The organism is Bacillus sp. Brlt_9, assembly GCF_051948935.1.
Classification (GTDB): Bacteria; Bacillota; Bacilli; order Bacillales; family Bacillaceae_G; genus Bacillus_A.
Genome location: NZ_JAYJLO010000001.1, coordinates 868,935 through 894,652, shown reverse-complemented (window position 1 = coordinate 894,652; position 25,718 = coordinate 868,935). Strand labels below are relative to the sequence as shown.

29 protein-coding genes are annotated in these 25,718 nt (G+C 34.8%); 8 read left to right on the top strand and 21 right to left on the bottom strand.

The window, feature by feature from the left end:
* Nucleotides 1-12: 12 nt before the first annotated feature.
* Nucleotides 13-1,197 (bottom strand): cardiolipin synthase, encoded by a 1,185-nt coding sequence (gene cls, locus VF726_RS04570; protein WP_440166204.1) that lies wholly within the window; start codon nt 1,195-1,197, stop codon nt 13-15.
* 160 nt (nt 1,198-1,357) lie between these two features.
* Between cls and VF726_RS04565 the strand changes: the two genes are divergently transcribed.
* Nucleotides 1,358-1,444 (top strand): YjcZ family sporulation protein, encoded by an 87-nt coding sequence (locus VF726_RS04565; protein WP_000505094.1) that lies wholly within the window; start codon nt 1,358-1,360, stop codon nt 1,442-1,444.
* Between the two features lie 126 nt (nt 1,445-1,570).
* Here VF726_RS04565 and VF726_RS04560 read toward each other — a convergent pair whose 3' ends face one another.
* The 8 genes from VF726_RS04560 to cotH all read right to left on the bottom strand — a co-directional run bounded on the left by VF726_RS04560 (nt 1,571) and on the right by cotH (nt 9,350).
* Nucleotides 1,571-2,077, bottom strand: coding sequence for an acyl-CoA thioesterase (locus VF726_RS04560; RefSeq protein ID WP_000141167.1), 507 nt, complete (start codon nt 2,075-2,077; stop codon nt 1,571-1,573).
* A gap of 195 nt (nt 2,078-2,272) precedes the next feature.
* Nucleotides 2,273-3,142: a TIGR03943 family putative permease subunit gene (locus tag VF726_RS04555; RefSeq protein WP_440166202.1), complete on the bottom strand. Its 870-nt coding sequence runs from the start codon at nt 3,140-3,142 to the stop codon at nt 2,273-2,275.
* Between the two features lie 3 nt (nt 3,143-3,145).
* A complete protein-coding gene (locus VF726_RS04550) occupies nt 3,146-4,042 on the bottom strand; it encodes a permease (RefSeq protein WP_000418724.1) in 897 nt (298 codons plus the stop codon).
* Between the two features lie 198 nt (nt 4,043-4,240).
* A complete protein-coding gene (locus tag VF726_RS04545; RefSeq protein ID WP_000932392.1) occupies nt 4,241-5,182 on the bottom strand; it encodes a magnesium transporter CorA family protein in 942 nt (313 codons plus the stop codon).
* A 184-nt stretch (nt 5,183-5,366) separates the two neighbouring features.
* A complete protein-coding gene (locus tag VF726_RS04540; protein ID WP_440166198.1) occupies nt 5,367-6,746 on the bottom strand; it encodes a putative polysaccharide biosynthesis protein in 1,380 nt (459 codons plus the stop codon).
* Nucleotides 6,747-6,843: 97 nt separating this feature from the next.
* Nucleotides 6,844-7,446, bottom strand: a complete 603-nt coding sequence (locus VF726_RS04535; RefSeq protein ID WP_440166196.1) for a DedA family protein — start codon at nt 7,444-7,446, stop codon at nt 6,844-6,846.
* A 104-nt stretch (nt 7,447-7,550) separates the two neighbouring features.
* Entirely contained in the window at nt 7,551-8,168 is a 618-nt protein-coding gene (locus tag VF726_RS04530; protein ID WP_440166194.1) for an NUDIX hydrolase N-terminal domain-containing protein, read from the bottom strand.
* A gap of 105 nt (nt 8,169-8,273) precedes the next feature.
* A complete protein-coding gene (gene cotH, locus VF726_RS04525) occupies nt 8,274-9,350 on the bottom strand; it encodes a spore coat protein CotH (RefSeq protein WP_440166192.1) in 1,077 nt (358 codons plus the stop codon).
* A gap of 181 nt (nt 9,351-9,531) precedes the next feature.
* Between cotH and exsB the strand changes: the two genes are divergently transcribed.
* Nucleotides 9,532-10,092, top strand: a complete 561-nt coding sequence (gene exsB, locus VF726_RS04520) for an exosporium protein ExsB (RefSeq protein ID WP_076537042.1) — start codon at nt 9,532-9,534, stop codon at nt 10,090-10,092.
* Nucleotides 10,093-10,137: 45 nt separating this feature from the next.
* On the opposite strand, the gene VF726_RS04515 is transcribed toward exsB, so the two are convergent.
* The 6 genes from VF726_RS04515 to VF726_RS04490 form a co-directional block, all read right to left on the bottom strand.
* On the bottom strand, nt 10,138-10,749 hold the full coding sequence (locus tag VF726_RS04515; protein WP_440166190.1) for a phosphoserine phosphatase 1: 612 nt from the start codon (nt 10,747-10,749) through the stop codon (nt 10,138-10,140).
* Nucleotides 10,750-10,762: 13 nt separating this feature from the next.
* The gene (locus VF726_RS04510) at nt 10,763-11,308 is read right to left on the bottom strand and encodes a short-chain dehydrogenase (protein WP_440166188.1); all 546 of its coding nucleotides are present in this window, start codon (nt 11,306-11,308) and stop codon (nt 10,763-10,765) included.
* Nucleotides 11,309-11,321: 13 nt separating this feature from the next.
* On the bottom strand, nt 11,322-11,738 hold the full coding sequence (gene fosB / locus VF726_RS04505; RefSeq protein WP_440166186.1) for a FosBx1 family fosfomycin resistance bacillithiol transferase: 417 nt from the start codon (nt 11,736-11,738) through the stop codon (nt 11,322-11,324).
* Between the two features lie 60 nt (nt 11,739-11,798).
* A complete protein-coding gene (locus VF726_RS04500) occupies nt 11,799-13,460 on the bottom strand; it encodes an ABC transporter substrate-binding protein (protein ID WP_440166184.1) in 1,662 nt (553 codons plus the stop codon).
* A gap of 76 nt (nt 13,461-13,536) precedes the next feature.
* A complete protein-coding gene (locus tag VF726_RS04495) occupies nt 13,537-14,532 on the bottom strand; it encodes a DUF2628 domain-containing protein (protein WP_440166179.1) in 996 nt (331 codons plus the stop codon).
* Nucleotides 14,533-14,557: 25 nt separating this feature from the next.
* Nucleotides 14,558-15,010, bottom strand: coding sequence for a methylated-DNA--[protein]-cysteine S-methyltransferase (locus tag VF726_RS04490; RefSeq protein WP_440166178.1), 453 nt, complete (start codon nt 15,008-15,010; stop codon nt 14,558-14,560).
* 133 nt (nt 15,011-15,143) lie between these two features.
* On the opposite strand from VF726_RS04490, the gene namA reads away from it, so the two are divergent.
* The gene (gene namA, locus VF726_RS04485) at nt 15,144-16,181 is read left to right on the top strand and encodes an NADPH dehydrogenase NamA (RefSeq protein ID WP_440166176.1); all 1,038 of its coding nucleotides are present in this window, start codon (nt 15,144-15,146) and stop codon (nt 16,179-16,181) included.
* 387 nt (nt 16,182-16,568) lie between these two features.
* On the opposite strand, the gene VF726_RS04480 is transcribed toward namA, so the two are convergent.
* The 3 genes from VF726_RS04480 to VF726_RS04470 all read right to left on the bottom strand — a co-directional run bounded on the left by VF726_RS04480 (nt 16,569) and on the right by VF726_RS04470 (nt 18,050).
* Entirely contained in the window at nt 16,569-17,060 is a 492-nt protein-coding gene (locus VF726_RS04480) for a DinB family protein (protein WP_073518600.1), read from the bottom strand.
* A gap of 65 nt (nt 17,061-17,125) precedes the next feature.
* Complete coding sequence (locus tag VF726_RS04475) at nt 17,126-17,785, bottom strand: oxidoreductase (RefSeq protein WP_440166173.1); 660 nt, start codon at nt 17,783-17,785, stop codon at nt 17,126-17,128.
* A gap of 115 nt (nt 17,786-17,900) precedes the next feature.
* Complete coding sequence (locus tag VF726_RS04470) at nt 17,901-18,050, bottom strand: hypothetical protein (RefSeq protein WP_000540925.1); 150 nt, start codon at nt 18,048-18,050, stop codon at nt 17,901-17,903.
* Between the two features lie 266 nt (nt 18,051-18,316).
* Between VF726_RS04470 and VF726_RS04465 the strand changes: the two genes are divergently transcribed.
* Nucleotides 18,317-19,267: a metal ABC transporter substrate-binding protein gene (locus VF726_RS04465; RefSeq protein ID WP_440166171.1), complete on the top strand. Its 951-nt coding sequence runs from the start codon at nt 18,317-18,319 to the stop codon at nt 19,265-19,267.
* Nucleotides 19,268-19,400: 133 nt separating this feature from the next.
* Nucleotides 19,401-19,871 carry a GNAT family N-acetyltransferase gene (locus VF726_RS04460; protein WP_440166169.1) on the top strand — a complete coding sequence of 157 codons (471 nt, stop codon included), beginning with the start codon at nt 19,401-19,403 and terminating at the stop codon, nt 19,869-19,871.
* A gap of 97 nt (nt 19,872-19,968) precedes the next feature.
* Here the strand turns inward: VF726_RS04460 and VF726_RS04455 are convergent, their stop codons facing one another.
* A complete protein-coding gene (locus tag VF726_RS04455) occupies nt 19,969-20,919 on the bottom strand; it encodes a CobW family GTP-binding protein (protein WP_440166167.1) in 951 nt (316 codons plus the stop codon).
* A gap of 165 nt (nt 20,920-21,084) precedes the next feature.
* Here VF726_RS04455 and VF726_RS04450 point away from each other — a divergent pair, with 165 nt between their 5' ends.
* Complete coding sequence (locus VF726_RS04450; RefSeq protein ID WP_440166165.1) at nt 21,085-21,987, top strand: aldo/keto reductase; 903 nt, start codon at nt 21,085-21,087, stop codon at nt 21,985-21,987.
* Between the two features lie 24 nt (nt 21,988-22,011).
* Here VF726_RS04450 and VF726_RS04445 read toward each other — a convergent pair whose 3' ends face one another.
* Both VF726_RS04445 and VF726_RS04440 read right to left on the bottom strand, forming a co-directional pair.
* Nucleotides 22,012-22,596: a GNAT family N-acetyltransferase gene (locus tag VF726_RS04445; protein WP_440166163.1), complete on the bottom strand. Its 585-nt coding sequence runs from the start codon at nt 22,594-22,596 to the stop codon at nt 22,012-22,014.
* 75 nt (nt 22,597-22,671) lie between these two features.
* A complete protein-coding gene (locus tag VF726_RS04440) occupies nt 22,672-24,144 on the bottom strand; it encodes a flavin monoamine oxidase family protein (RefSeq protein WP_440166160.1) in 1,473 nt (490 codons plus the stop codon).
* A 240-nt stretch (nt 24,145-24,384) separates the two neighbouring features.
* Here VF726_RS04440 and VF726_RS04435 point away from each other — a divergent pair, with 240 nt between their 5' ends.
* Together VF726_RS04435 and VF726_RS04430 are read left to right on the top strand one after the other, a co-directional pair.
* Nucleotides 24,385-24,576, top strand: a complete 192-nt coding sequence (locus VF726_RS04435; RefSeq protein ID WP_440166158.1) for a DUF3896 family protein — start codon at nt 24,385-24,387, stop codon at nt 24,574-24,576.
* 105 nt (nt 24,577-24,681) lie between these two features.
* The gene (locus VF726_RS04430; protein WP_440166156.1) at nt 24,682-25,683 is read left to right on the top strand and encodes an LLM class flavin-dependent oxidoreductase; all 1,002 of its coding nucleotides are present in this window, start codon (nt 24,682-24,684) and stop codon (nt 25,681-25,683) included.
* The last annotated feature ends 35 nt before the right edge of the window (nt 25,684-25,718 follow it).

Genomic DNA, 25,718 nt, shown 5'->3' with positions numbered 1-25,718 from the left:
TTTGTCTATATGCTATAAATATGATGCTATTACATTTGCTATTCTCGCTAAAAACCAATCCCATTTACTAATTTTTTCAAAGTCTTCTTCCGAAAATCTTTTTGATTTATGGAAGTCTTCTTTTAATCGGTTCCATACGTCAGCAACAACTGTTTTATCATATATGACACAATTAGATTCACAATTTAAATAAAAGCTTCTATTATCAAAGTTCGCCGTCCCAATATCCACAATTTCTCCATCAATGATTGTTACTTTCCCGTGAAAAAAGCCATTCCGATATTGATAAATCTCTGCTCCAGCATGTAACATGTCTTTCAAATACGGATAGGCAGCTTGTTTTAACAATACGGCATCACTTTTAAATGGGACGAGAATTTTCACGTCGACACCACGGTTTAATGCATCTTTTAACTCTTTCATCATTTCCTTACTTGGTACAAAATATGGCGTAGCAATAATTAAAGACTTTTTAGCCTGCTTTAAAAGCGCTCCATATTTTTCCCATAACCCTTTTCCATCTGAAAATAAATATTGATATTTTACATTCCCTATCACAGGTAAACTTTCCTGTAGAGGCATTATTTCTCCCGTATCTTCTTTCCAATCAGCAGCGAATCTTCTTTCCATATCGGTGGCACCATTCCCCTTAACTCGTACATGATAATCACGCCACGGGCCAAATTTTGGATCTTGTCCAAGGTACTCCTTTCCAATATTAAAGCCTCCGATATATGATACTTTTCCGTCAATCGTAACAATGCGTCTATGGTTTCGTTGGTGCAACGAATACAATACATGTTTCAATTTAAGTTTCTTACTAAACGTAAACTGGACACCGTTGCTTTTTAATTGACGAATTATCTTTTTCTTCAGCTTATATCCACCTATTCGATCAACTGACAATTTCACTTCTACTCCACTTGATGCCTTTTTCTCAAGCAACCGCAAAAACTCTTGGCTTATTTCATCTTTACCTACAATATAAAAATGGATATATATGTACTTTTCTGCATTACGTATATCCTCAAATAATTTCGTATATAACTCTTCACCGTTCGTATATAGTTGAAATTCACCTAATCGAACTTGTCCTAATTCATATTCACTAACCATTTTTTTCCCCATTTCCACGTCGATGTTCATCCAAATGAATACACCTATTAAACAAAGGATTACAACGAAAAAGTGTTTCATGGATATTTTCCTTTCTCCACTTACTGTTATTTCTATATCTTCCCTTTTTTAATACATTATCATTCAAGAAAATATGCCATTACATGATATATGTCCATATCAAACGATAGCTCATTTGCATATTGTATGTTGTATCTTAAAATAAAAGGAGGAAATAACAATGGGCTTCGCACATGGTAATGGATTCGCGCTATTAGTCGTATTATTTATCCTCTTAATCATCGTCGGTGCTGCTTGCTTCTGCTAAGTAGTTATCGTCATATGATATGTGGATGAAAAAACTATAAAAGCGGACACCTATTTTTAGGTGTCCGCTTTTCATATGAAAAACATTTCAGTCCGTTATTGTAACTTTAACGACTAAATATTTAGCTCAAAAAGTTAGTAATGTGGCTACTTTCTTACTCTCCGCCTTACGTATATGACGTTGTTCTGCACGCAGCACTGCAATGCGATGTAATTCTTTCTCTTCCTCTGTTTCAGGAATTACTCGCGGCACAGGAACAGGATTATTTTCTTTACTAAGTGCAACGAAAGTAACAAATGATGTTGCTGCGATACGTTTCTCACCTGAAATTAAATCTTCTGCTACTACCTTCACAAATACTTCCATAGAGGTTCTACCCGTCCAAATTACAAAGGATTCATAACTAACACAATCTGAAGAGCGAACAGGATGTAAGAAATCTACCCAATCCATAGATGCTGTGACACATTCTTTTCTTGCATGCCTCGTTGCTGAAATAGAAGCAACCATATCCATCTCCGCTAATATCTTTCCACCAAATAGCGTATTGTGATCATTTAAATCTGTTGGAAATACTCGGCTCGTTTTAAACACTCTAGACTCATTAGCTGTTTTTCCCTTTACTTCAGTCATTGTTATCACCTCTTTGATTATTTAATCCGCTATTTGCAGACAGTAAGACTCCCACCATCAAATTCGGCTGGAGCAAAGAAGTCCGGTAAGAGTTCCATTTCCCATTAACACTTGAACGGTATGAGCTTAGTATCACTTCAAGTTTAATATTAACAACATTCAGAACTCTTAGTCCACAAAAAAGAACCGATGTTATCAATCGGCTCCTCTAAATACATATTGTTCTTTTGGCGGTTCAACTTTATTCCATTTCGTTACTTCTAATACAGGGATATTCGCATGGAACGGTTGATAAAATTCAGTAGAAATTTCTCCCTCTATTTGAATCCAATCATCGTTTTTCCATTCTACACCGTCTGGCTTTTTCACTAACATACCATATACGCCAGAATCCGCTACACAATGTATAATACCGAAACGGAATAAGAAATATTGTTCTTTTTTAGAAGAATCATCTTTGAAAACAAACCCTTTATAAGATAGTTTTTTCCCAGTAAACTCGCCAGGATAATTGTAAATCGTTTCCATTCCCTTCAGGAAATTTTCATCGTTTAAAGTAACACTATCTTTCGTTACAAACTCTTTCTTCCCTTTTTCCATTACCCCACGGTATCCTTCTTTTCCGTAATAAATACTCGTATCCGGTTTTAAGAATTGCCTTCTCATAAATGGATCTGTGCTTTCTGCTTGTGCAACAGGGAAGTGAAATCCTTTTGCCTTAACGATATCTGAATCTAACGTTGCAATTGGGAAAAACAACCCTGATACAATAGGAAAACAGAACAACGTGTACGAAAATACTTTTTTCCACCATGTATTCTCATCTTTTGAATGATCATGCCCGCAATGGCTATGATCACAACTACAATCTTGTTTTCCTTGTTCTTTCTCATGTTCTTTTTGGAATACGATAATAATTTGAACGACCGTTAAAAACCCTAAAATAATAGCCGCTGTTGTTGATAAATAGGCATACCTCATATTGATATACTTCGTAATATTACCGGAAATATGAAGTTGCGTGATTAAGATTGTAAAACCTAATAGTATATACGCTCGAAACATAACCTACCACCCCATCGCATAAATGAGTAGTGAGCTTGCATAAACAACAAGTGTAACTGTAACTGTAACGACAATTACAAATTTCGTTTTAAATGTCGCAAGCATCATAAACATATTTTTAATATCCACCATCGGTCCATATACGAGGAACGCGACAAGTGATGCTGTTGAAAATGTACTTTGGAATGACGATGCAATAAACGCATCCGCTTCTGAACAAAGTGATAATATGTAAGCAAGCCCCATCATAACAGCTGGTGAAGAGAACGGCCCTTGTCCTATAGCAAGAAGTGTTGAAGTTTGTACGAACGTTTGAACTGCAGCTGCAATTAACGCACCTAATACTAAATATTTTCCCATCGAGAAAAATTCCTCAACAGCATGCGTACATACATCCCACATTTTTTTACGTAATGGACGCTTATGATTCACTTCTGGGAAGTGATCATCTCGTAATTGATGTTCTTTAAACATAAATGATAATATAATTCCAACGATAATTGCTACGATAATCGCTACAATAGAACGATACCATACCATGTGCATACTACTTCCAAAGGCAACGTATGTTGCAAATAATACGACCGGATTAATAATTGGCCCAGTTAACATAAATGCAATCCCGGCATATGGCGGAACCCCTTTTCCGATTAATCGCCTAACAATCGGAACGATTCCACATTCACAACCTGGAAACATCATCCCTAAAAAAGTAGCCATTAAAACAGACAGAAATCGGTTTTTCGGCATCCATTTTGCTACCATATCTTCTGTCACAAACATTTGAATGAATCCTGAAATAAATACACCAATGAGCACAAAAGGAAGTGCTTCGATCAATATGGAGATAAAGATTGTATTCATTTGCAGGAATGCTTTCGGTAATTGAAACAATTCCATGATGTATTTCCTCCAACTTTTCATTAACAATATGTAATTTTAACCCCATTTCACTAATTGGACAAGACTTATACGGAATTCACCTCTTTCATATACATTACATTTTATAAGTTATATTCTATTCAAAATTTGGGATTTCATAGCAAAAAAGCTGCTCTAGCGCAGTTACACAACTATGCTAGAGCAGCTTTCTTCTCGTTAAAAGTAACGTTTCTTCCAAAAAACAAACGCTAATGTGAAAGATAGTGTTACACATATTATAAGTACAATTACAAAACCATGTGCTTCCCCTTCAAACGGAACCTTTACGTTCATTCCAAAGAAACTAGAAACCATCGTTGGTAACGATAAAATGATTGTGATAGACGTTAACAGTTTCATAACACTATTTAAATTATTTGATATAACGGAGCTAAATGTATTCATCATTCCACTTAAAATGTGACTATATATTTCCGCCATTTCAATCGCCTGTTTATTTTCAATTAATACATCTTCTAATAAATCTTGATCGTCTTCATACATTTTTAAAAATGTACTGTTACGCATTAATTTTTGAATTACAATTTTATTCGCCTTTAATGATGTTGTAAAGTAAACTAAACTTTTTTCAAGGCCTAGCAATGTGAAAATCTCTTTATTTTTCATCGACTTATTTAATTGATGCTCTAAATCGATTGTTTTTCTGTTAATTTGCTTTAAGTATCTTAAATAATAAGTAGAAATCGTATATAAGAGCTGAAGTGCAAAGCGTGTCTTTTTAAACGTATAAAATTCTTTAATACGTTGATTAATAAAACGTTCAAAAATTGGATTTTCTTCTAAACAAATTGTCACAAAACAATCTGGCATTACAATCATACCTATTGGAATCGTATCATAAATCGAATTTCCTTCTTCATCATGTCTAACTGTTGGAATATCCACGATTATTAAAGTATTATTGTCTTCCTTTTCAATACGAGAGCGTTCTTCATCATCTAAAGGGTCTTTAATGAAATCTAAGTCTACATTTAAAGTTTGTACTAGATATTGAATTTCTTCTTCCGTTGGATGAAGTACATTAATCCAGCAACCCTTTTGCATTTCCTCAACCTCTTGTAGTTTTCCGTTTCGGTCTGTTAAATAAATATTTAACATACTATCACCCCGATTCTTTTTACATGTAGGAATCTACCTCTCTTACAGAACAGTTTTTGAACCGCCATTCTCAGCATATGAAACATACGTTTAAATTTCAATAGAAAAATTATTTTGAAAACGTTTTTATAAGAAAAATATTCTAAACAAAGAAAAAGACAGAGTGCTCTCTGCCTTAAAAAGCTTATGTTGCCTTTATAACATATTTAGAAAGCATCCACAAGTTAAAGCCAACTGAAATCGTATAACCAGCGTATGTTGAAATAATAAAACTTACATAATCGAAATACGGAAGCAATACAATATTTAAAACTATCTTCACAATAATGCCAATTACTAATCCTAGCACTGTTTTCTGTTGTTGATTAATTCCTTGTAACATCGCTGCTGTTACTGTAAAAAGCGAAAATAGTATACAGGCAGGAGCATAATACTGTAAAATAACTCTCCCCATCTCCGGATCATTTCCGGCACCAAATAAAAGAGTATATACTGGTTTTGCTAACAACATCATTCCAATTGCCGCAGGTACCGTAATACCTACTACCAATAGATTCGTCCTCGTAAAATGTTTGTACAGTAACTTCAAATTCCCTGCTGTATAGGCTTTTGTCATCTCAGGTACGAGAGACATACTAAATGCAGTCGCAACGGAAACCGGGATAAGTACAACCATCTGAACAAGTCCAATTATTGCATTGATTTTCTCCGCTTCTCCTTGCATATATCCTATTTGTATTAGTAGTTTATTAATTGTAAATGTATCAATCGTCTGATACAACGGAATTGCTAAACCTACCACAACAAACGGTATTGAATATGTAAAGAGTTCCTTATACAGCGATAAGAAAGATTTCGTTGTTTGCGGTATACTTGCCATTTCTTTTTTCTTTAAGTGCTTTCTCCTTTTTATATAATACGCACTTAAAACTGTTAATCCACCTATCGCTCCCATAAAGGCACCGAACGTTGAAATACCAACTGCTAGCGAGACAGAAGCTTTTAAAATATATAAAACGACAAAGCTTCCTATTAAAATGGTTAAGACTCGAAAAAATTGTTCTACAACTACACTTAAAGCAGAAGGCCCCATCGATTGGAACCCTTGAAAAAATCCCCTTAATAAACTCATTACTGGTACAAGTATTAACGCAAAACTTACAATTTGAATATTAGTAGTGACCGCTGTTATACTATTCCCCGTTTGATCATTTCCATCGATTACAAGTTTAGCTAAATGCGGAGCTAATATATATAGCGTAAAACATGAGATGACTCCCATTATTAACATAAAAAAGATACCACTCTTTAGTACTCTTTTAACCGTATGATAATCATTCAGTTGATCATATTTTGATACCATTTTTGAAACGGCAAGTGGTAGTCCCATCGTCGCAATACTGAGCATAATCGTATACGGACGATATGCATATGTGTATAAAACATACCCACTCGTACCTACCATTGCTGTGAATGGTATAACATATATAAACCCTAACATTTTAGATATCATCGTTGCCATCGTTAAAAATATCGTTCCACGTATAAACGGTGACCCTTTCATCACATTCCTCCGCTACGCTTTATTATTACACATTATGGACAACTCCTTTTTTTTAGAACCGAAACAAATAAAAAAAGCCAATGAAAAATCATTGACTTTAACGTGCTGCTTTCTTCTTTTTGAAATACTTTAAACCGAAGTATAGAGCAACAAAGAGAACTGCTCCTATAATTATGTAATGTGTGTAATCAGATGCATACTCTTTAATTTGTCTCCAATTTCCACCAAGCTTTTCACCTAAGTATATAAATAGTATTGACCATGGAATAATCGCAACTACAGTATACAGTGTAAATAATTTTAATGGCATCTTGGCTAATCCTGCTGGAATAGAGATTGCATGACGTACGACTGGGATAAAGCGTGCAGAAAAGATTACTCCTGCTCCGTAACGCTTAAACCAATTTTCCGCTATGTCTAAGTGATGTTTATTAATAAGTAGATATTTCCCATATTTCTCTACAACTGGACGCCCACCATAGTATCCAAGCCAATATAAAAAGATTTGAGCTAACGTACCACCGATTGTTCCAGCAATAACTGCACCGACAAAGCTAATTTTACCATCTGCAACTAAAAATCCTGCATACGAAAGTACAATTTCACTCGGAATAATTTCAATCATTAAAGCTAGCGCTACTCCAAAGTAACCTAAGCTTGCAAAAAATTGCAATAACTGATCTATTATGCTTGCTAACATTTTATTTTCTATCTCCTTTTTTCTTCACATACCATCCCATTATTACATAAAGGTTGCATTCTGCCAATATCTTCATTTCAACAATATGATCGACATAAGCACTATTAATCTATTAATATTTCTTTTTGAGGTTCTTTCATATAAGCAAACATTTCTTTAATTTGTCCTTCTGTATTTCTAGCAACTGATAAATTAGGCAATTCATCCTCACCAAAAAATTCCACATCTTCTGTTTCAATACTCGTCTTCTTTTCACCACCGACAATCTTACAACCTATAAAAATTTTATATACATGTGTTGCTGAAGGCGATGGTTGGTGTTTTTCTTTATCAAATATAGCGAATAACTTAAAATTATCTACTTCATAACCCGTCTCCTCTAAAACTTCTTTTGCAGCTACTTCTGTCGGCGTATAACCGATATCAGCCCACCCACCTGGCAATGCCCATTTCCCATCACTCTTTTCTTTCACAAATAATAACTTTTTATTTTGAAAAACAACCGCTCTTATATCAACTTTTGGTGTTTGATAGCCTGTCTCGCTTGCAAATAGCTTCTCTACAACTTCCCAATCTGTCTTCGTGTAATGTGACATCATCGAAATGGAAATATCCCGTAATTGTTGGAAACGTTCTATATCATACACATCCTTAGAATACGTTAAACCTGCTTGAGCTATAGATTGTATTTGTTTTGCCCAATCAATCCATTTTATCGTCATGTTTCCACATCCCTATTTTTTATTAAGTGAACATTACATCAATACTATTTATACATCTTTATTATACAAAAAAAGAGATTGATAATGTTCCAATCTCTTTCAAAATTAATCCAATTCATGTAAATGATCTTGTATATATTTTCTTCTTTTATTTATATATTCCTCAATCATATCAGCTTCTTGATTAAATATTTCTAATTTTTCTTTCATATATGGATCTTGTAGTAAATATGGACGAATCGATTCACACAAACCTTCTACTTTCGGCATCATAAATGAAACGGTAAATTGTTCTTCTAATATTTCTTCCAAAATACTTCGGTATTGTTTTCTAAATACAGGTATATCTAACAATCTTGCACTTAATGTGTTATAACCTTGAATACGAATATATTCATGATTAAGTGGTCTCCCTTGTACATCTCGCCCCCAAGTCGCATCATAATCCCACGGTATCACTTCAAATAAATTTGTTTCATCGTTATGATATAGTGCATAGTTATGAACGAAACCATCAAAGTTTTGTGTAAAAATAACTCCAGCTAACCACCTTAAATATTTATCGACATGTAGAAACTTTCCAATTTCTTTTTCATAAGCTTCCCTCGACAAAGCATTCGCTTGAAATACAAATTCACTCAGTTGTTCTTTACTATTTTCATTCGAATATTTAAATTCATACCCCGCAAAGAGCTCGGTCTTAACATCTTTATCTCTCTCACTCATTAAAGAAAAATTCGCATCATCATCTATTGCATAATAAATAGAACCACTTGGTAATCCTCTATTTTTCAAAAAGTTTTCATCAACTGATTCTAACTGTAAATATACACCTTGAATTTGACCATTAATTTTTATAAATACATGTTGTGATTTTGGCGAAAGCACACCAATATCGTGAAAAAAGTCTAAAGATAATTTATTTCGTATGAGAGACGGATCCATAAACTCCGAATTTAAATGAAACTCTTTCGCACCTTGAAATTTTTTCGGTTTATAAAACATAACATGATAAGACTTTTTCTCAAATTCACGAATATGAGCACCCCGATATACGATATCAATGTCATACTTCTTTTTTCCATAAGTTAATTTTGCTGGCACTGGACTATCTGACCAAATGTCTTTTTTCAATTCCACTAAGTACATTGGATGAATAAAAAAATCATATGAAGGCAGCATATTTTCTCATCCCTTCTCAGTTCTCTTCATTCAATGTATGCACCTTGCCTTGTCCATACATCCGCTATCATCTATTTATATAAAATTACACTCTTGTCCTGTTCAGAAAGACGTCATATCTCATATCATGTTAAGGAAAAAGAATACCTTTTCAACTTAATACATGATAAGGAGGATTTCTATGAAACGTGATATTAGAAAAGCGGTTGAAGAAATCAAAAGTGCGGGGATGGAGGATTTCTTACACCAAGACCCAAGTACATTTGAATGTGATGAAGATTGCTCTTCAAAAATTGAGTGTAGCGATGATTGTAAATGTCCAAGAACGAGATGTACTCGTGTAAAACATTGTACGTTCGTTACAAAATGTACTCACGTTAAAAAGTGGACATTTGTTACGAAATGTACTCGTGTTCGCGTTCAAAAATGGACATTCGTTACGAAAGTAACACGTAGAAAAGAATGCGTTTTAGTAACAAAACGTACTCGCAGAAAGCATTGTACGTTCGTTACAAAATGTGTGCGCTTTGAAAAGAAATTTTACTGGACAAAACGATGTTACTGTAAAAAATGCGAATTCTTCCCTCACGGACACGGCGGCTCTTGTGATGATTCATGGGATCATGGTAAAGACTGTCACGATGATGGACACAAATGGAATGATTGCAAAGGCGGACATAAATTCCCATCTTGCAAAAACAAGAAATTCGATCACTTCTGGTATAAAAAACGTAATTGCTAGTTTTTATGCCTATAAAAAAAGGCCGTTTTGCGGCCTTTTTTTCGTTTATTGAAAATGACTTATATCTGCAAATTGCTTCACTTCACATTTTCCTTCTTCAAATTCTATTATACTAAGACTAGCACTATGCATAAATGGATCATTCCACACATTTTCTATTTCAATACCCGCAAAATACCCTACAAGTAGCTTTGCCGCTGCCGCATGAGAAACAATTAATATACTTTCTCCTTTATGCTTTTCTAAAAGAATCTGTATCCCCTCAATTACCCTTTTATAAACAGACTCAAAATTTTCTCCTGATGTTGACTGAAAAAGATGTGGCTCATACCAAAATAATTGTATTTCGTTTGGATATTGCCTTTCTATATCAGCTACTGTCTGTCCTTCCCATATGCCCATGTTAATTTCATAGAAATGCTCGTCCGCGATTATCGGTATATCACGTTCGCCCTTTATTAACTCTGCAGTATGAACAGTTCTTTCACTCGGACTACAATAGATGGCATCGATAGATAAATCTTTCATTCGATCCCCTAATCGCTTAGCTTGTAACATACCGTTTTCAGTTAAAGATGAATTTTTCCGCCCTTGCATTCGTTTCTCTACATTCCATTCCGTCTCACCATGCCTTGTTACATATACAGTTGTTTTCATTTCTCATTCCCCCTTACCATGTTGGCCGCAATTCCCACGGCTCTACTCGCCCTACAATCCATTCATCACATTTACTCTCAATTCCTTTTATTACCCCACCCGATATTTCTTCATGAGTAAGCCATCTGCCGTATGTACCGTCTAATATAAAACCTAATATTATTCTATGGTAGTTACACCGCGTACCTCCTATTTTTTGTGCGGGCATACGCGAAGCTTTACTACCTAAAATATGAAAAACATTGTATGTTTCAGACGATAAGTCTAATTCTCTACAAATGAATGATAACGTACCCTTCGCACTGGAATGTATCCATGCGATAACTAATGTTATTGGGCCATTCCGCTCAATTGTGCTCTTAATTGCTAACTTTACATCGTCTTCATTATGATAATCTAACGCTAGACATGTAATACTTTCTGGTATAGCGCTTTCTCGCTTAACATTTTCTAATTTCACTTCATCTCTTCCAATAATAGAAACATGTAACTCTTGCTCACAAAGCCACATTGAAACTCTCTTGAGCATTCCTGTCCCGCCAATTACTAGCGCATGCAACGTCTTCCCTCCCTTAGTAAAATGTCATATGAGATTTATCTTCCCTATAGTAATTAAGTCGGTCTTGCAATGTCCCTGAATGAAATTCAAACTTATGGCCATCAGGGTCAACAAAATAGATAGACTCACAATCCCTTACATCCCGTTCTCTTCCTTGTAAAATATGAACATCGTTTTCTTCTAATCGCTGCAGTAGACGTTCAAAGTCTTTCTGTTCAACTGAAAACGCAATATGCGTATAAGATTGATGAATCTCATTTCTCGGAATATGTGTTTCTTCATTAAGTGCTACCCATACCCCACATATATTGAAATATGCGAGTTTTCTCCCTTTAACTAATAATTCTCCTTCTAACACTTTTTCGTAAAATGTAATAGAGTTTTCTAAATTAGACACTGAAAAACAAAGATGATTAATTCCTTTTAACAAAATTAGCTCCTCCTTAAACAAACGAAAAGATGAGCGAAAATTCACTCATCTTTTATTATACTATTTCTTTGTAATATATGCCCATTTATAGCTGAAGTCCCCACCAAACGTATGATTTGCAATACCTTTTACATATGGTTTCTCTAAATATGCCGTACTTTGTTGGTACGCAGGAGAAATGGCAGCATCTTCACCAATTAAGATTTTTTCAGCTTCTGCAAGTGCATTCCAACGTGCTTTATCATCTTTTAATAGCTCTCCTTTTGATTTCGCTACTAAATCATCATACTTCGGATTAGAATAATCCATTTCATTAAATGAACTTCCAGTAACGAACATATCAATATAAGTCATTGGATCTGGATAATCCGGACTCCATGCAGATAATGAGAATTCATATTCAAATTTCTTTTCCAACTCTAGCTTCTGCTTATATGGTTGTTGTTTCAAATTCACTTTAATACCAGGTAAGTTTTTCTCTAACTCCTCTTTAATAAAGTCGCCCACTTTTTTACGGCTACCATTATCATCATTTAAAAATTCTACTGTAATTGTATCTTGGCCAAGTTCTTTCTTTGCTTCTTCCCATAATTTTTTTGCTTTTGCTGCATTGTCTTTACTGTCACGGAAATTTTTATTTACAGAACGGAAATCTTTCCCATCTGGACCTGTCGTAAATTTCTCAGGCACTAAGAAATATGCTGGTAATGATCCGTCATTTAAAATAACATTGGCGATTCCTTTTTTATCGTATGCCAGATCAATCGCTTCACGAACTTTTTGGTTTTTAAACGTTGCATTTTTCTGGTTAAAACGTAAGAAATACATACGTGGATCTAACTTCGTTTTAAATTCATCTGGCTTATTCTTTTTATATTTATCAACAAATTCAGAACTTAAAATAACACGGTCTGCTTGATCACTATCATATAAATTCACTCCCGTGCTCGTTTCCTTCACAATATTTACATTAATTTCTTCTAACTTCACAGTATCTTTATCCCAATAATTAGGGTTTTTCTTTAACTGATAACTTCGTTCATGTTTCCATTCACTCATTGTAAATGGTCCATTGTATAATAGTTTATCTGCTTCTAATGCATATTTATCTCCTTGTTCTTTCACATACTTTTCATTTAAAGGGAAAAACGTTGGGAATGAAGTAAGCTCAAGGAAATATGGTGCTGGTTGTTCTAATTCTACTACTAACGTTTTATCATCCTTTGCTTTTACTCCTAATTGATCTAACGGTAATTCTCCCTTATTTACTTTCTGTGCATTTTTCACATCAAATAAAATAAATGCATACTCAGCTGCTGTTGCTTTATCTAATGCACGTTGCCATGCAAATACAAAATCTTGCGCTCGAACCGAATCGCCATTAGACCACTTTGCGTCTCGTAATTCAAATGTATATGTCGTTTTATCTTCACTAATCTTCACATCTTTTGCCATACCTGGAGTTGGTTTATTATCCTTATCTAAACGATATAACCCTTCCATTGCATTGACAAAGGCACGGAATGATACAGAGTCTGTCGATTTTGATGTATCCATTGAAGGAATTTCTGCTGCTTCTAGTAAGTTTAATACTTGCTTATCTGCTGTCCCCTTACCTGCTTCTTTCTTCGTTGTAGATGCCTTCTCCCCATTTCCGCACCCTGCAACTAATACACTAGTTGATAATGCTACTGCAGCAATCGTTGTTACCTTTCTCTTCATTCTTCCTTCCCCCAATCTATATGTATAAATGAAAGCCAGTATAATATATATTATTATACAAAAGATTCAGATTATTTCAAATATTATTTTCGTACATTAAAAAAAGAAGCGGATAGAGAGTCTTTCCATCCGCTTCTTTTTCTATTTCTTTTACTTGTAATCCATCGTCTATATCAAATGGATTTTGAACTTTAAATATTTCGTCCATTATCTTCAAAAATTCTTCCTCATTTTTAGATTCGCCGTTAATCGTAATTGAGTACGGCTCAATCTCACCCAATTTATAATCAACAATAAATTGAATCTTCACCTTTTTCCTTGGCATATCAGGACTAATTCCTTGGAATTCTACTAATTCTAATCCTTCCGTTCCACGATAATATACCCAACCTGGATTTCTAAAATAACTTTCAAACGATTCACCAATAGAAAAGAATGGATATTCATAAAGCGAGCCTGTACGAACTTTTTGAATAATATCTCGATCAGTTGGGAAAAAGAAATGGCTGAAAAAAATACTAGCAACCGCTAAAATCGTAACGATGGTTGCTCCCATTTTACTCGTTCCACCACTATCACGAATGAGGTACTTCTCAACCGATTCATCTTGAATTTCTCGTGCTTTTATTCGATATATACGCCTTTCTGCAAATTGATAATATAATCCATTCGCAAAAATCGCCATTCCAAATAAAATAAAAACGAGTAGTAGAAACGTCAGAGGCACCATATTAATGATTGGTAATGCTACGTTGAAACCCATATAATAAGAAAACGCATCGCACGCTACTAATAAAAATACAAATAATGCTGCTGGTAAATAGTACTTACGATACCCAAGCCAGCCTACATTGAAAATGGCTGCCCAACCATTCCAGCTCCACCTAGCAATCCGCTTTTCCTCAAGCTCCCATTTCCTTTTGTAATACGGATATTGTCTCCCTACATACACTTCTAATTCCTTGTCTATTAGTGAGCTCCCCTCACCTTGTTCAGTATGCAAAGTCCGCTGGCAACTTTCACAATTCAACTGATTTCTCTCGCAAAGTTGCCCACAATTTATACATCTCAAAACAATCCCTCTTCCCGTCCATATGTTATTTCAATATACCTTCATGTTTTAATAACCACTCTTTCCTCCATAAACCACCTGCATATCCAACAAGCTTCCCGCTCTTTCCTATTACTCGATGACACGGAACGATAATTGAAATCGGATTACGACTATTCGCTCCTCCTATCGCTCGTACAGCTTTCGTATTTCCAACTTTCTCTGCAATATCTAAATATGAAGCACTTACGCCATACGGAATAGTATAGAGCGCATCCCATACATTTTTTTGAAATGTTGTTCCCTCGGCAGACAGCGGGACTGTGAACTCTTTTCTATTCCCCTTAAAATATTCATCTAGCTCATTTATACATTGATCTATCATTTCATTTGTAATTTCTTCTTGTCTCTCATCAACAAATATAACTGACGTAATTCCTTTATCGTTCGCTTTAATTTCCAGCAAACCTAATTCACTTTCATAATAAGCCTGGTACATATGTCAGCCTCCAATTTAATTCATATTAATTATTGTAACACGAATAGACAAAATTTTTCGTATAAGCGTTTTATTAGAGAAACAAAAACGAGAATGATACAATGTAAGAAAATTCAATCTAGGAGGCTATTGGATGCATTCCGAACTTTTCTCACCTTATACAATTAAAGACGTTACATTAAAAAACCGTATCGTCATGTCACCGATGTGCATGTATTCATCAGAAAACGAGGATGGGCAAGTAACAAATTTTCATCTCGTTCATTACGGAACAAGAGCTGCCGGGCAAGTTGGTTTAGTTATGATTGAAGCGACAGCCGTGTTACCTGAAGGAAGAATTTCTAACAAAGACTTAGGTATATGGGATGATAGCCTAATTGAAGGCTTACATAAAACGACAACTTTTATACATGATAACGGTGCGAAAGCTGCCATTCAACTCGCTCACGCCGGAAGAAAAGCAGAATTAGAAACGGATGCTCTCGCTCCATCCGCAATTCCATTTAATGAAACAATGAAAATACCAGTAGAAATGAGTATACAGCAAATAAAAAATACTATATTAGCTTTTCAGCAGGCTGCAATACGATCAAAACAAGCGGGCTTTGACGTTATTGAAATACATGGAGCTCACGGTTATCTTATAAATGAATTTCTTTCTCCACTTTCTAATAAGCGGGCTGATGAATATGGAGGTTCACCTGAAAATCGTTATCGTTTCTTACGTGAAATTATTAACTCAATAAATGAAGTTTGGAATGGACCGTTATTCGTTCGTATTTCAGCAAATGACTATCATCCTGATGGATTAACGGTTCAAGATTACGTTCAGTATACAAAATGGATGAAAGAACAAGGGGTAGATGTAATCGATTGTAGTTCTGGGGCTGTTGTACCGACACACATCGATGTATATCCCGGGTATCAAGTACAATACGCTAAACATATTAAAGAGTATGCTAACATTGCAACTGGTGCTGTTGGATTAATTACGACCGGGGCACAAGCAGAACAAATTTTAAATAATAACGAAGCAGATTTAATTTTTATCGGACGTGAGTTACTTCGCAATCCTTACTTCCCAAGAGTAGCCGCCAATGAACTTGGCTTTGAGTTAGAAGAACCGTACCAATACAAGCGAGCACCGGGGAAACTCCATACGAATAAATAAAACCGGGAATATTATGTACGACTAAATATAGAGAAATTAAAAGTATACTACAAGACAACGTATATTATTTCATAATATCGTTTTAAGGTGTATCAACATTTTTCTTGATACGCCTATTTTTTGTTTTTCACCTCCCTCTCATTACTACATTTAGCATTACATTGAAATGACGTTATATAAAAAATTAAATTTAATGAACAAAACAACCATAATCACACTCTAAATATGCGACAAGGTTACAATCCACATTCCGTAATATGGGTCACAACTGAAGTAACAAAAAAAAAACAATTTCTCAAATTAAATAGGAAATTGTTTTTTATTATAATAGTATACTGTTTTTAATTCGTTTGTTTCGTTTATAACTCCAACAAATTTAAGTATCCTTTATAAATAGGAACGATGGGCTGGCCATGAACCTTGGAGCTTACGAATTTGTACAATTTGTCCTGTATGATAAGCATCGTGCAAAAGAATGTTCTGATATTGTTGCCAGATTGGAAGAGAAGGGGTAAGTCGATCTAGTTCTGCTTCTTGAAGGGATATTAATACAGATTGTAAAGCATCATGCACTTGAATTGTTCGTAACACTGTTTGTTGCCAAGCATCCTCATCATTACATCCACCTTGGACAAACGTTTCATCATTATTTTGCGGTGCAACAAATGTTTCATCTTCGTGTAAGCGGGCAAGTAGGCGTTCTTTAAAAGTAAGTAAATGGTTTACATTTTCCCAAATTGTATTACTAGCCCTTCCTTCTGGTTGCCAACATGCTTGTGCAGCGGTAAGATCCTTTAACGCGTCTGATATAGGTGGATACCATGCTTCTTCGTAAAAAACTTGCTTAATTCCATTTTGCAACATTTCTTTTTTACTCATTCGTATATCCTCCTTTTGCAAACCCTCAAAAAGTATGGACTAGTACATATCATTCTTCTCGCTTGTTATTCTATCGTTGTAATTTTATTTGAGTTATAAAAATAGATACCCGTTTCTTCTCGCAATGCAGTGATATACATCCCTTTCGCCACATCTTTCGCTGAAATTGGTTTATACTTTTTGAAAGCCCCTTTAAATATAAAAGGAATCATACGAGATAACTTTTCAGCCATTCGTTCACCAAAACGAAATTCTTGTCGATTTCCTACTAATAAAGATGGCCTAAAAATGTGAATACCACCAATCACTAATTTTTGTAATTCCTCTTCCATTTTCCCTTTAACTTGCGAATAAAAGAAAAACGATTTCGGATTTGCTCCCATCGAGGACACAACAAGGAAATTTTGCACCCCTTGTTTTTCAGCTAAACAAGCAGCTCGTAACGTATATTCATAATCTACTTTTTTGAAATTTGCCTTTGTTTTTGCTTTTTTGATTGTTGTTCCTAGACAACTAAATACGTCATCTACAGCGAAAAACTCTTTATATTCCTCTAATACCGAATAATCTACTTGCTTTTGCTGTAACTTCTCATGTTGCCATTGCATTGGTTCTCTTACAAAAATAGTAACCGAATCGTAGTAATCTGATTCAAGTAATAGACGCGTTATCTCTTGTCCAACTAAACCACTTGCACCAAGTACTAACGCTGTTCGCTTATTCATATATGCATATACCTCTTATTTTACTTTTCTCTCCTTCAGTAAAATACAACTTTTAGGAGTTTCCTTTTCTCATTTTACCACAAGTAAAGCACTATGCGTACGCATAGTGCTTTACTCACTCTTTTTTCTCATCTTTCTCTCGTAATTTTGTAACTGTTGATGCATCTCCTAAATTACTTATTAATCTTCTTAAAAAAATTAAGACTAAGGCTAATGGTAATACTACCGCTAATATCAATAAAATAGCTTCCATTAAGTAACCCAAACACTCATCCCCCTCTACACCCTCCTTTCATATATATGAACACAGCGTTGTCACATATGCATGTATTCGCAAAAATAACACATCTATATTTGACAACTTTATAACAAAATCAAATCGGAATGATTATTATTTATTGCAACTTTATAAAAGATGTATTATACTAAGTTCGCAAACTAAAACGTAATTATTCCGTTTTGTATTAAAATGATATTTTTCTTCTAAAATTGGGGAAAATATATCCGTAAAAAAGAAAAGAGGAGAACTTCATGCCTAAAAGATTGACTATATTTTCATTCTTACTTATTTTCACTTTAATTTTTACTGGCTGCTCAAATACAAAAGAAGGTAATGCCAAGAAAGACGGAAAGCTAACTGTTTATACAACTATTTTTCCTCTTGCTGATTTCGCAAAAAAAATTGGTGGCGACTATGTAACGGTTGAAGCAATTTATCCACCTGGTGCAGATTCCCATACATTTGAACCAAGTCAAAAACAAACAGTAAAAGTTGCAAAAGCCGATTTATTCGTTTATAACGGGGCTGAATTAGAGCCATTTGCTGAAAAAATGGAAAAAGCATTACAAAAAGAAAATGTTAAAATTGTAAATGCATCAAAAGGTATTGAACTACGTACTTCTACTGAAGAAGAGCATCATGATCACGGAGACGACCATAAAGAAGATGAACATCATCACGATAAAGACCCACACATTTGGTTAGACCCTACTCTAGCAATGAAACAGGCAGAAAAAATTAAAAATGCACTTGTAGAATTACAACCTGACCATAAACAAGAGTTTGAAAAAAACTTCGCAGCACTTCAAACGAAATTTACTGATTTAGATGATCAATTTAAAGCAGCTGTTGCGAATGCAAAAACGAAAGATATTTTAGTTTCACATGCGGCTTATGGATACTGGGAACAACGCTATGGCCTGAAACAAATTGCTATCGCTGGTATTTCAGCTTCTGATGAACCATCTCAAAAACAGCTTGCTGACATTACAAAAACAGTAAAAGAACATAATCTACAATATATTTTATTTGAAACATTCTCTACTCCAAAAGTAGCATCCGTCATTCAAAAAGAAACGGGTACAAAAATTTTACGCTTAAATCACCTTGCTACTATTTCTGAAGATGATGCGAAGAGCAATAAAGATTACTTCACTTTAATGGAAGAAAACGTAAACACATTGAAAGAAGCTACTAATTAATCATTTTTTAAAGAAGCTGCATATGTCATGCAGCTTCTTTTTTATTTGTTCTTACTTGACTTGACCAAAATAACAAGTAAAATTATCCATATTAGCTTTTTAGCTATATTAATTTAGAAGGTGAGTTGGAATTATGACTCTTCACATTTGTGAAGTAACAGAAAAAAATTGGCGTTCAGTAGCTGCTTTAAACGTTTCAAAAGATCAGCAGCCATTTATTGAAAGTAATGCGTTTTCTTTAGCAGAATCATTATATGAGGGAAACGGAACGTCAGTAGGTTTATATGATGGAGAAACACTTGTAGGATATGCAATGTATGGATGGTATTGGGAAAAACATAAAAGCGTATGGTTAGACCGCTTTATGATTGACGAGCAATATCAAGGAAAAGGATATGCAAAACGTTTCCTTCGCTTGCTTATTCAATTCTTACAAGATAAATTTGAATGTAACATAATTTATTTAAGTTTACATCCAGACAACAAACTCGCAATGGGATTATATGAATCATTTGGCTTCCGTTTAAATGGCGATATTGATGATGAAGGCCCAGTTGTAGGTGTTGTAATGGAGTTACTATTAGATGAACATACAAGCCTGTGAAAACAGGCTTTTTATAATCCTTCGTTTTTTGCAATCTAGCATGTTTCTATAAAACACTTAATTAAGTCCAAAAAATAAGCCTGCAATATAAGCAGACTTATTTCACACACTCCTTGAAATGTTCTTGGAACCATTCTTTATTAATATCTTTTCCGATAAACACGACTTCACTTACTCGTTCTTCACCCTCTTGCCACTCTCTATCGTATGATGCAGCGAACAGTGTATGCACACCTTGGAAAACGATACGTTTATCTATCCCATCAATCGATAAAATTCCTTTGTAGCGATATAAATATTCACCTAGTTCTTGAACGACAGCTGACATCCACTCATTTAGTTTTTGTAAATCTAACGGACGCTCTTCACGTAACACAAACGACTTTACACCTTCTAAATGATTATGCTCTGTATGAGGATAAATTTGTAACGTATCTTTCGTTTTAAACGTTTGAATTTGTAGTAACGATGGAATATCCACATCACAGTTAGTAGCCTCGATTAACTTTGCAGTCGGATTAATTCCTTGCAGTTCATGTAAGAGATTTTTTTTCTCACTTTCTTCAATTAAATCTAGTTTATTTACTAAAACAACATCAGCAAACGCAATTTGCTCTTTTGCTTCTAGTCCTTTTTCAAAATGTTTATGTATATGATAACTATCTACTACTGTTACAACACCGTTAATTTGGTATGCGGATTGAATAACAGGATCTAAAAAGAATGTTTGAATAATCGGACCTGGATTTGCAAGACCCGTCGTTTCAATTACTAATCCATCAAAGCCCATTTTCCCTTCTGCTTTTACGTCCAGTAATTGTTTTAAAGCGACGAGTAAATCTTCACGTACAGTACAACATAAACATCCATTCGTCATCTCCATAATCTCTTCTTCGACATTCATAATCAGTTGATTATCAATACCAATTTGCCCTATTTCATTTACAATCACTGCTAATTTCTGACCGTGATTCTCTGATAAAATACGATTTAATAATGTCGTTTTCCCTGATCCAAGAAAACCAGTTAATATTGTTACTGGAATCATTCCCTACATCTCCTTATAGCTATATGTTTTTACATTATAGCATATAGAGAAAATCGTTTTTGTAGCAAAACATATTTATTGTATGTCTGAACCTGTAACTATATAATAATATGTAGTAAGAAAGCCTTTTCAAAATATTATTCATTCAACAAGGGGGTACATATAATGGAACGAGTTCAAATGACCGAAACACTAGAATTTTCTCGTATTATTCAAGGTTTCTGGCGTTTAGCAGAATGGAATATGTCAAAGCAAGAGTTACTTTCTTTTATTGAATCTTGTATGGATATGGGGATTACTACTTTTGATCACGCTGATATTTATGGCGGTTATACGTGTGAAGGACTGTTCGGAGAAGCATTACGACTCAAGCCTTCCTTACGCGAAAATATGCAAATTGTCACAAAATGTGGAATCGCTCCCCCATCACCGAAATTTCCAGAGCGATATGTTGCGCACTACAATACGAGTGCTGAACATATTATAAGAAGCGCGGAGGATTCATTACAAAACTTACATACAGATTATATTGATGTATTGCTCATTCATCGCCCTGATCCATTTATGGATCCAAATGAAGTGGCAGAAGCGTTCTCACGCTTAAAGCAAGAAGGAAAAGTCCGTCACTTCGGTGTATCTAACTTTTTACCTTCACAATTTAATATGTTAAGTTCTTATTTAGATTTCCCGCTCATTACAAATCAAATTGAAGTTTCTGCGATGCAACTTGAGCATTTCGAAAAAGGGACAATTGATTTATGCCAAGAAAAACGAATCAATCCTATGATTTGGTCACCTCTTGCTGGCGGAGAAATCTTTACTGGGCAATCAGAACGTGCTGTACGTGTACGTGAAACGTTACAAAAAATCGCAACTGAACTAGGTGTTACTAGCATTGATACTGTTATGTATGCATGGTTGCTTTCTCATCCAGCTAACATGATGCCGATTGTTGGCTCTGGTAAATTAGATCGTGTTAAAACGGCGGCTCTTGCTACAAAAGTTAACTTAAACCGTCAACAATGGTTTACAATTTTTGAAAGTTCTAATGGACATCCTATACCATAATGTACAAAAAGAAGAGCCGTTTCTTTACAGCTCTTCTTTTTCATATGTATTTCTAGTCATGGCAAATACACACATATCCCTTAACCCATTTCCATCTACCGCTACACTCGCACTTTCTAACGTACCTTCTAACTTAAAGCCTAATTTCTCAGGTATCGCTCTACTTTTCTTATTTAAAGAATCACATCGAATTTCTACGCGGTTTGCTTTCAGTTCAGAAAAAGCATAATCCGTTATACCCTTTGCAGCCTCTACCATATAACCTTTTCCACTAAACCTTGAATCAATCCAATACCCAATTTCAAATTGAGGTATATCCCAATTAATACGATGTAATCCAGCTGATGCAATAAATTCACCTGTTTCTTTCGAAAAAACTAGTAATCTTAAATCCTCACGCTGCAAAAATTGAATATGCGATTTTCTAATGCTCACTTCTACTTCTTCCTCTGTTTGCTCTTTTTGTGCAAAAACCATCCATGGTTTTAATTCTTTCATAGAAGCTTGAATTGCATCGTATACAACTTTACCGTCACCTGGTTTCGGCATTCGAATAAATAGCCTTTCAGTATAAAATTCAGAAGGAAAATCGAATAATAACGGATTCACTTTCAACACTCCCTATAATTCTTTTATATATAATAATATCCATCTCAAACTACACAGTAAAGAAATTTCTGAATTTTATACTTTTAATTCATTTATCTCTACCGCTACACGAACTCCAGATTCAATTGCCCCTTGTATCCATCCGTGATATAACGTGGTATGATCACCAGCAAAATATAATCTCCCTTCTGGTTTTATAATTGCTGGTTGTAGTTCAGATTCTTGACCTGCCTGAAATAGCGCAAAACCTCCGAGCGCATATGGATCCAATGTCCAACTTTTTGATATGCCAGACAAGAACTCATCATATACTTGACCACCTAATATTGTCGCTAAGTTTTGTAATGTATAATAAATACGGTCACCTTTTGATAAGCCATCCCATAATAACGCATCATAAGACCATGTATAACTTCCTAACATCATAGCAGGTCCTTTCTCTCCAATTCCGTGACTTGGATAATAAGCGTAACGAATTGGCAAATCCGTTATAATCCTGCCCCCTAACTGTCCTTGCTCTTCCCAAAATCGACTTTTAAATTGAATTCCTATTTTTGTCGCTGGCATATAATGCAATTCACGAATCGCTTTCCATTTTTCATGAGATATAGAATCAAATGGATCTACTTCTACAAAGCGCATTGTCGAAAATGGAATTGTAATAATAACTAAATCCCCTGTAATACTACTATATTCAAAAGTTTCCTCGTTTCGATAAAAAGCTGTCACACCGTTATCATGCTGATGTAGCTTCATTAATTTTTGATTATATATAATATTTTCTTCTAATTGTGGTAAAAAGGACTTTGGTAATCTATCATTCCCCCCTACTATTTCACAAAAGCCACTCTCCTCTTGCATAATATATAAAAAGCGTAACGTCTCAACAAATGACCTTTCCAAAAAACCTTCTAAATCTAATAAAACACCGATCATCTCGATTGTTACCGGTGAAAAGTAAGTATTATATTGATATGGATGATACTTTAAAAATTGTCCTGTAGAGTATCTTCCAAAATCCTTTACTACAACATCCCAATTTTTCTCTGGGTTCTTTTTTATAAAATTTATAATAGGCTGCACCGCTAGCAATAATAGCTCCTCTGACGTTTTCCCGACTTCATTCATTTCCACAGGGTACTTTAATATACTTGGATCTTTTTCATATTGCTTTAATGTCGTTTTTCGGCCATTTACATAAACGATATCTGTCTCATTTCTATTAATAAAAGGGCTTACCTGTAGCCCAAATTTTTTTATATATGCCATCGTTAATGTGTGCGAATACGGAATTCTCATTGCACCAACATCCAAATATAATCCGGTATCTTCCATTCTAACCGTCTCTATGCGGCCACCTATCCGATTGTTTGCTTCAAAAATCTTCACTTCATGTCCTGCAGCTTTTAATAAAGACGCCGTAACTAACCCAGCCATACCAGCCCCTACTACTATGATTCGCTTCGGACGAGTCGTCTTCTTTAACCCTTTATTTATAACTTTTAACATTTCGTCTATCTCAGTGTTATACATTATATCTTTCTGCACAATTCCACCCCTTACTTCATAAAGTGAAACTATAATCAGTGGGGGGTCTTCCCCCACTGATTATTAGTTGAACCAATCGGGCTTTTATGGGCATTAGTGGTTTAGTGCATTTTATTCATAAATCCCCATAAACATAACAACATAACGAGTGGAATATTCACTAAAAGTACATAAGAGTTAGCTTTCACAACTCTTCACGCTTCGTATAATATAGCAACAGTAAAGAAGGAGTGGTTGAAAATGAAACAAATTTACGACTACCACGCTACAAAGAAGTATTTAGAAGAAAAGAAACAACAACTATGCAATAAACTTAGTAGTATGCATCTTTCTAAAAAAGAGCTTGAACAACTAAAACTTGAGATTGATAACTACGATTATATTTTAAATTTAGTCGAAATGAATCATTATGAGCGAGGCTTTTCTCATTAAATATAGATAGGTGGTTTATCCACTTTTAATTTTGAGCATTTTATTACGCATTTTTCGTAAGTAAATATATAATAGGATGTACATTAAGATTGAGAGGTATATTCTATGATCAAATTAAGTGTGTTAGACCAATCCCCTATTTCAGATGGTAGTACAGCAGCACAGGCTTTTTCACATACAGTTACACTTGCACAAGAAGTTGAAAAACTCGGATATACACGCTTTTGGGTATCAGAGCATCACAATTCTGTCAGCCTTGCTGGTTCAAGTCCAGAAATACTTATTTCTCATATTGCAGCGAAAACGGAGCGTATGAGGGTTGGTTCGGGTGGTGTTATGTTACCGCACTATAGCTCATATAAAGTTGCTGAAAATTTCCGCGTTTTAGAAGCGCTTTATCCAAATCGTATTGACCTTGGTGTCGGAAGAGCACCTGGTGGTATGCCAATTGCAACTCGCGCACTACAAGAAGGAAAAATGGTCTCACTTGATCAATACCCAGAGCAAATTGCAGATGTTGCAATGTACTTACATGATCAAGTACCAGAAAACCATCATTACGCAAATTTAAAGGCTACCCCTGTCATTCCAACATCTCCTGAGATGTGGATGCTCGGTTCTAGCGGAGAGAGTGCAATGATTGCCGCAAAACAAGGTGCTTCTTTTGCATTCGCACAGTTCATTAACGGATACGGTGGCCCTGAAGTAATGAAAGCTTATCAGGAACAATTCCAACCTTCCTATTTAGGAGATAAACCAAAATCAATCGTCTCTATTTTTGTTATTTGCGGGGAAACGAATGAAGAGGCGGAAAAAATTGCTTCTAGTTTAGATTTATCAATTTTATTACTAGAACAAGGAAAGCGTACAACTGGTACTCCTTCTATCGAAACTGCACAAAATTATTCATACAGCGCTTATGATTTATTCCGTATAAAAGAAAATCGTCAACGTATGATCGTCGGTGATCCATCTTCTGTGAAAGAACAAATCGTAAACTTAAGCAAAGCGTATAATACTGATGAATTTATGATTGTCACAATTACTCATCGATTTGAAGATAAATTAAATTCTTATCGCTTACTAGCAAATGCTTTTCACTTATAATGATAAAAGGGAGATACATCCATTACGATGCATCT

Bases quoted from the DNA above. Each gene is read 5' to 3' on its own strand.
- cls (WP_440166204.1), bottom strand. From the start codon at position 1,197: ATGAAACACTTTTTCGTTGTAATCCTTTGTTTAATAGGTGTATTCATT.
- VF726_RS04565 (WP_000505094.1), top strand. From the start codon at position 1,358: ATGGGCTTCGCACATGGTAATGGATTCGCGCTATTAGTCGTATTATTT.
- VF726_RS04560 (WP_000141167.1), bottom strand. From the start codon at position 2,077: ATGACTGAAGTAAAGGGAAAAACAGCTAATGAGTCTAGAGTGTTTAAA.
- VF726_RS04555 (WP_440166202.1), bottom strand. From the start codon at position 3,142: ATGTTTCGAGCGTATATACTATTAGGTTTTACAATCTTAATCACGCAA.
- VF726_RS04550 (WP_000418724.1), bottom strand. From the start codon at position 4,042: ATGGAATTGTTTCAATTACCGAAAGCATTCCTGCAAATGAATACAATC.
- VF726_RS04545 (WP_000932392.1), bottom strand. From the start codon at position 5,182: ATGTTAAATATTTATTTAACAGACCGAAACGGAAAACTACAAGAGGTT.
- VF726_RS04540 (WP_440166198.1), bottom strand. From the start codon at position 6,746: ATGAAAGGGTCACCGTTTATACGTGGAACGATATTTTTAACGATGGCA.
- VF726_RS04535 (WP_440166196.1), bottom strand. From the start codon at position 7,446: ATGTTAGCAAGCATAATAGATCAGTTATTGCAATTTTTTGCAAGCTTA.
- VF726_RS04530 (WP_440166194.1), bottom strand. From the start codon at position 8,168: ATGACGATAAAATGGATTGATTGGGCAAAACAAATACAATCTATAGCT.
- cotH (WP_440166192.1), bottom strand. From the start codon at position 9,350: ATGCTGCCTTCATATGATTTTTTTATTCATCCAATGTACTTAGTGGAA.
- exsB (WP_076537042.1), top strand. From the start codon at position 9,532: ATGAAACGTGATATTAGAAAAGCGGTTGAAGAAATCAAAAGTGCGGGG.
- VF726_RS04515 (WP_440166190.1), bottom strand. From the start codon at position 10,749: ATGAAAACAACTGTATATGTAACAAGGCATGGTGAGACGGAATGGAAT.
- VF726_RS04500 (WP_440166184.1), bottom strand. From the start codon at position 13,460: ATGAAGAGAAAGGTAACAACGATTGCTGCAGTAGCATTATCAACTAGT.
- VF726_RS04490 (WP_440166178.1), bottom strand. From the start codon at position 15,010: ATGTACCAGGCTTATTATGAAAGTGAATTAGGTTTGCTGGAAATTAAA.
- namA (WP_440166176.1), top strand. From the start codon at position 15,144: ATGCATTCCGAACTTTTCTCACCTTATACAATTAAAGACGTTACATTA.
- VF726_RS04480 (WP_073518600.1), bottom strand. From the start codon at position 17,060: ATGAGTAAAAAAGAAATGTTGCAAAATGGAATTAAGCAAGTTTTTTAC.
- VF726_RS04475 (WP_440166173.1), bottom strand. From the start codon at position 17,785: ATGAATAAGCGAACAGCGTTAGTACTTGGTGCAAGTGGTTTAGTTGGA.
- VF726_RS04465 (WP_440166171.1), top strand. From the start codon at position 18,317: ATGCCTAAAAGATTGACTATATTTTCATTCTTACTTATTTTCACTTTA.
- VF726_RS04460 (WP_440166169.1), top strand. From the start codon at position 19,401: ATGACTCTTCACATTTGTGAAGTAACAGAAAAAAATTGGCGTTCAGTA.
- VF726_RS04455 (WP_440166167.1), bottom strand. From the start codon at position 20,919: ATGATTCCAGTAACAATATTAACTGGTTTTCTTGGATCAGGGAAAACG.
- VF726_RS04450 (WP_440166165.1), top strand. From the start codon at position 21,085: ATGGAACGAGTTCAAATGACCGAAACACTAGAATTTTCTCGTATTATT.
- VF726_RS04435 (WP_440166158.1), top strand. From the start codon at position 24,385: ATGAAACAAATTTACGACTACCACGCTACAAAGAAGTATTTAGAAGAA.
- VF726_RS04430 (WP_440166156.1), top strand. From the start codon at position 24,682: ATGATCAAATTAAGTGTGTTAGACCAATCCCCTATTTCAGATGGTAGT.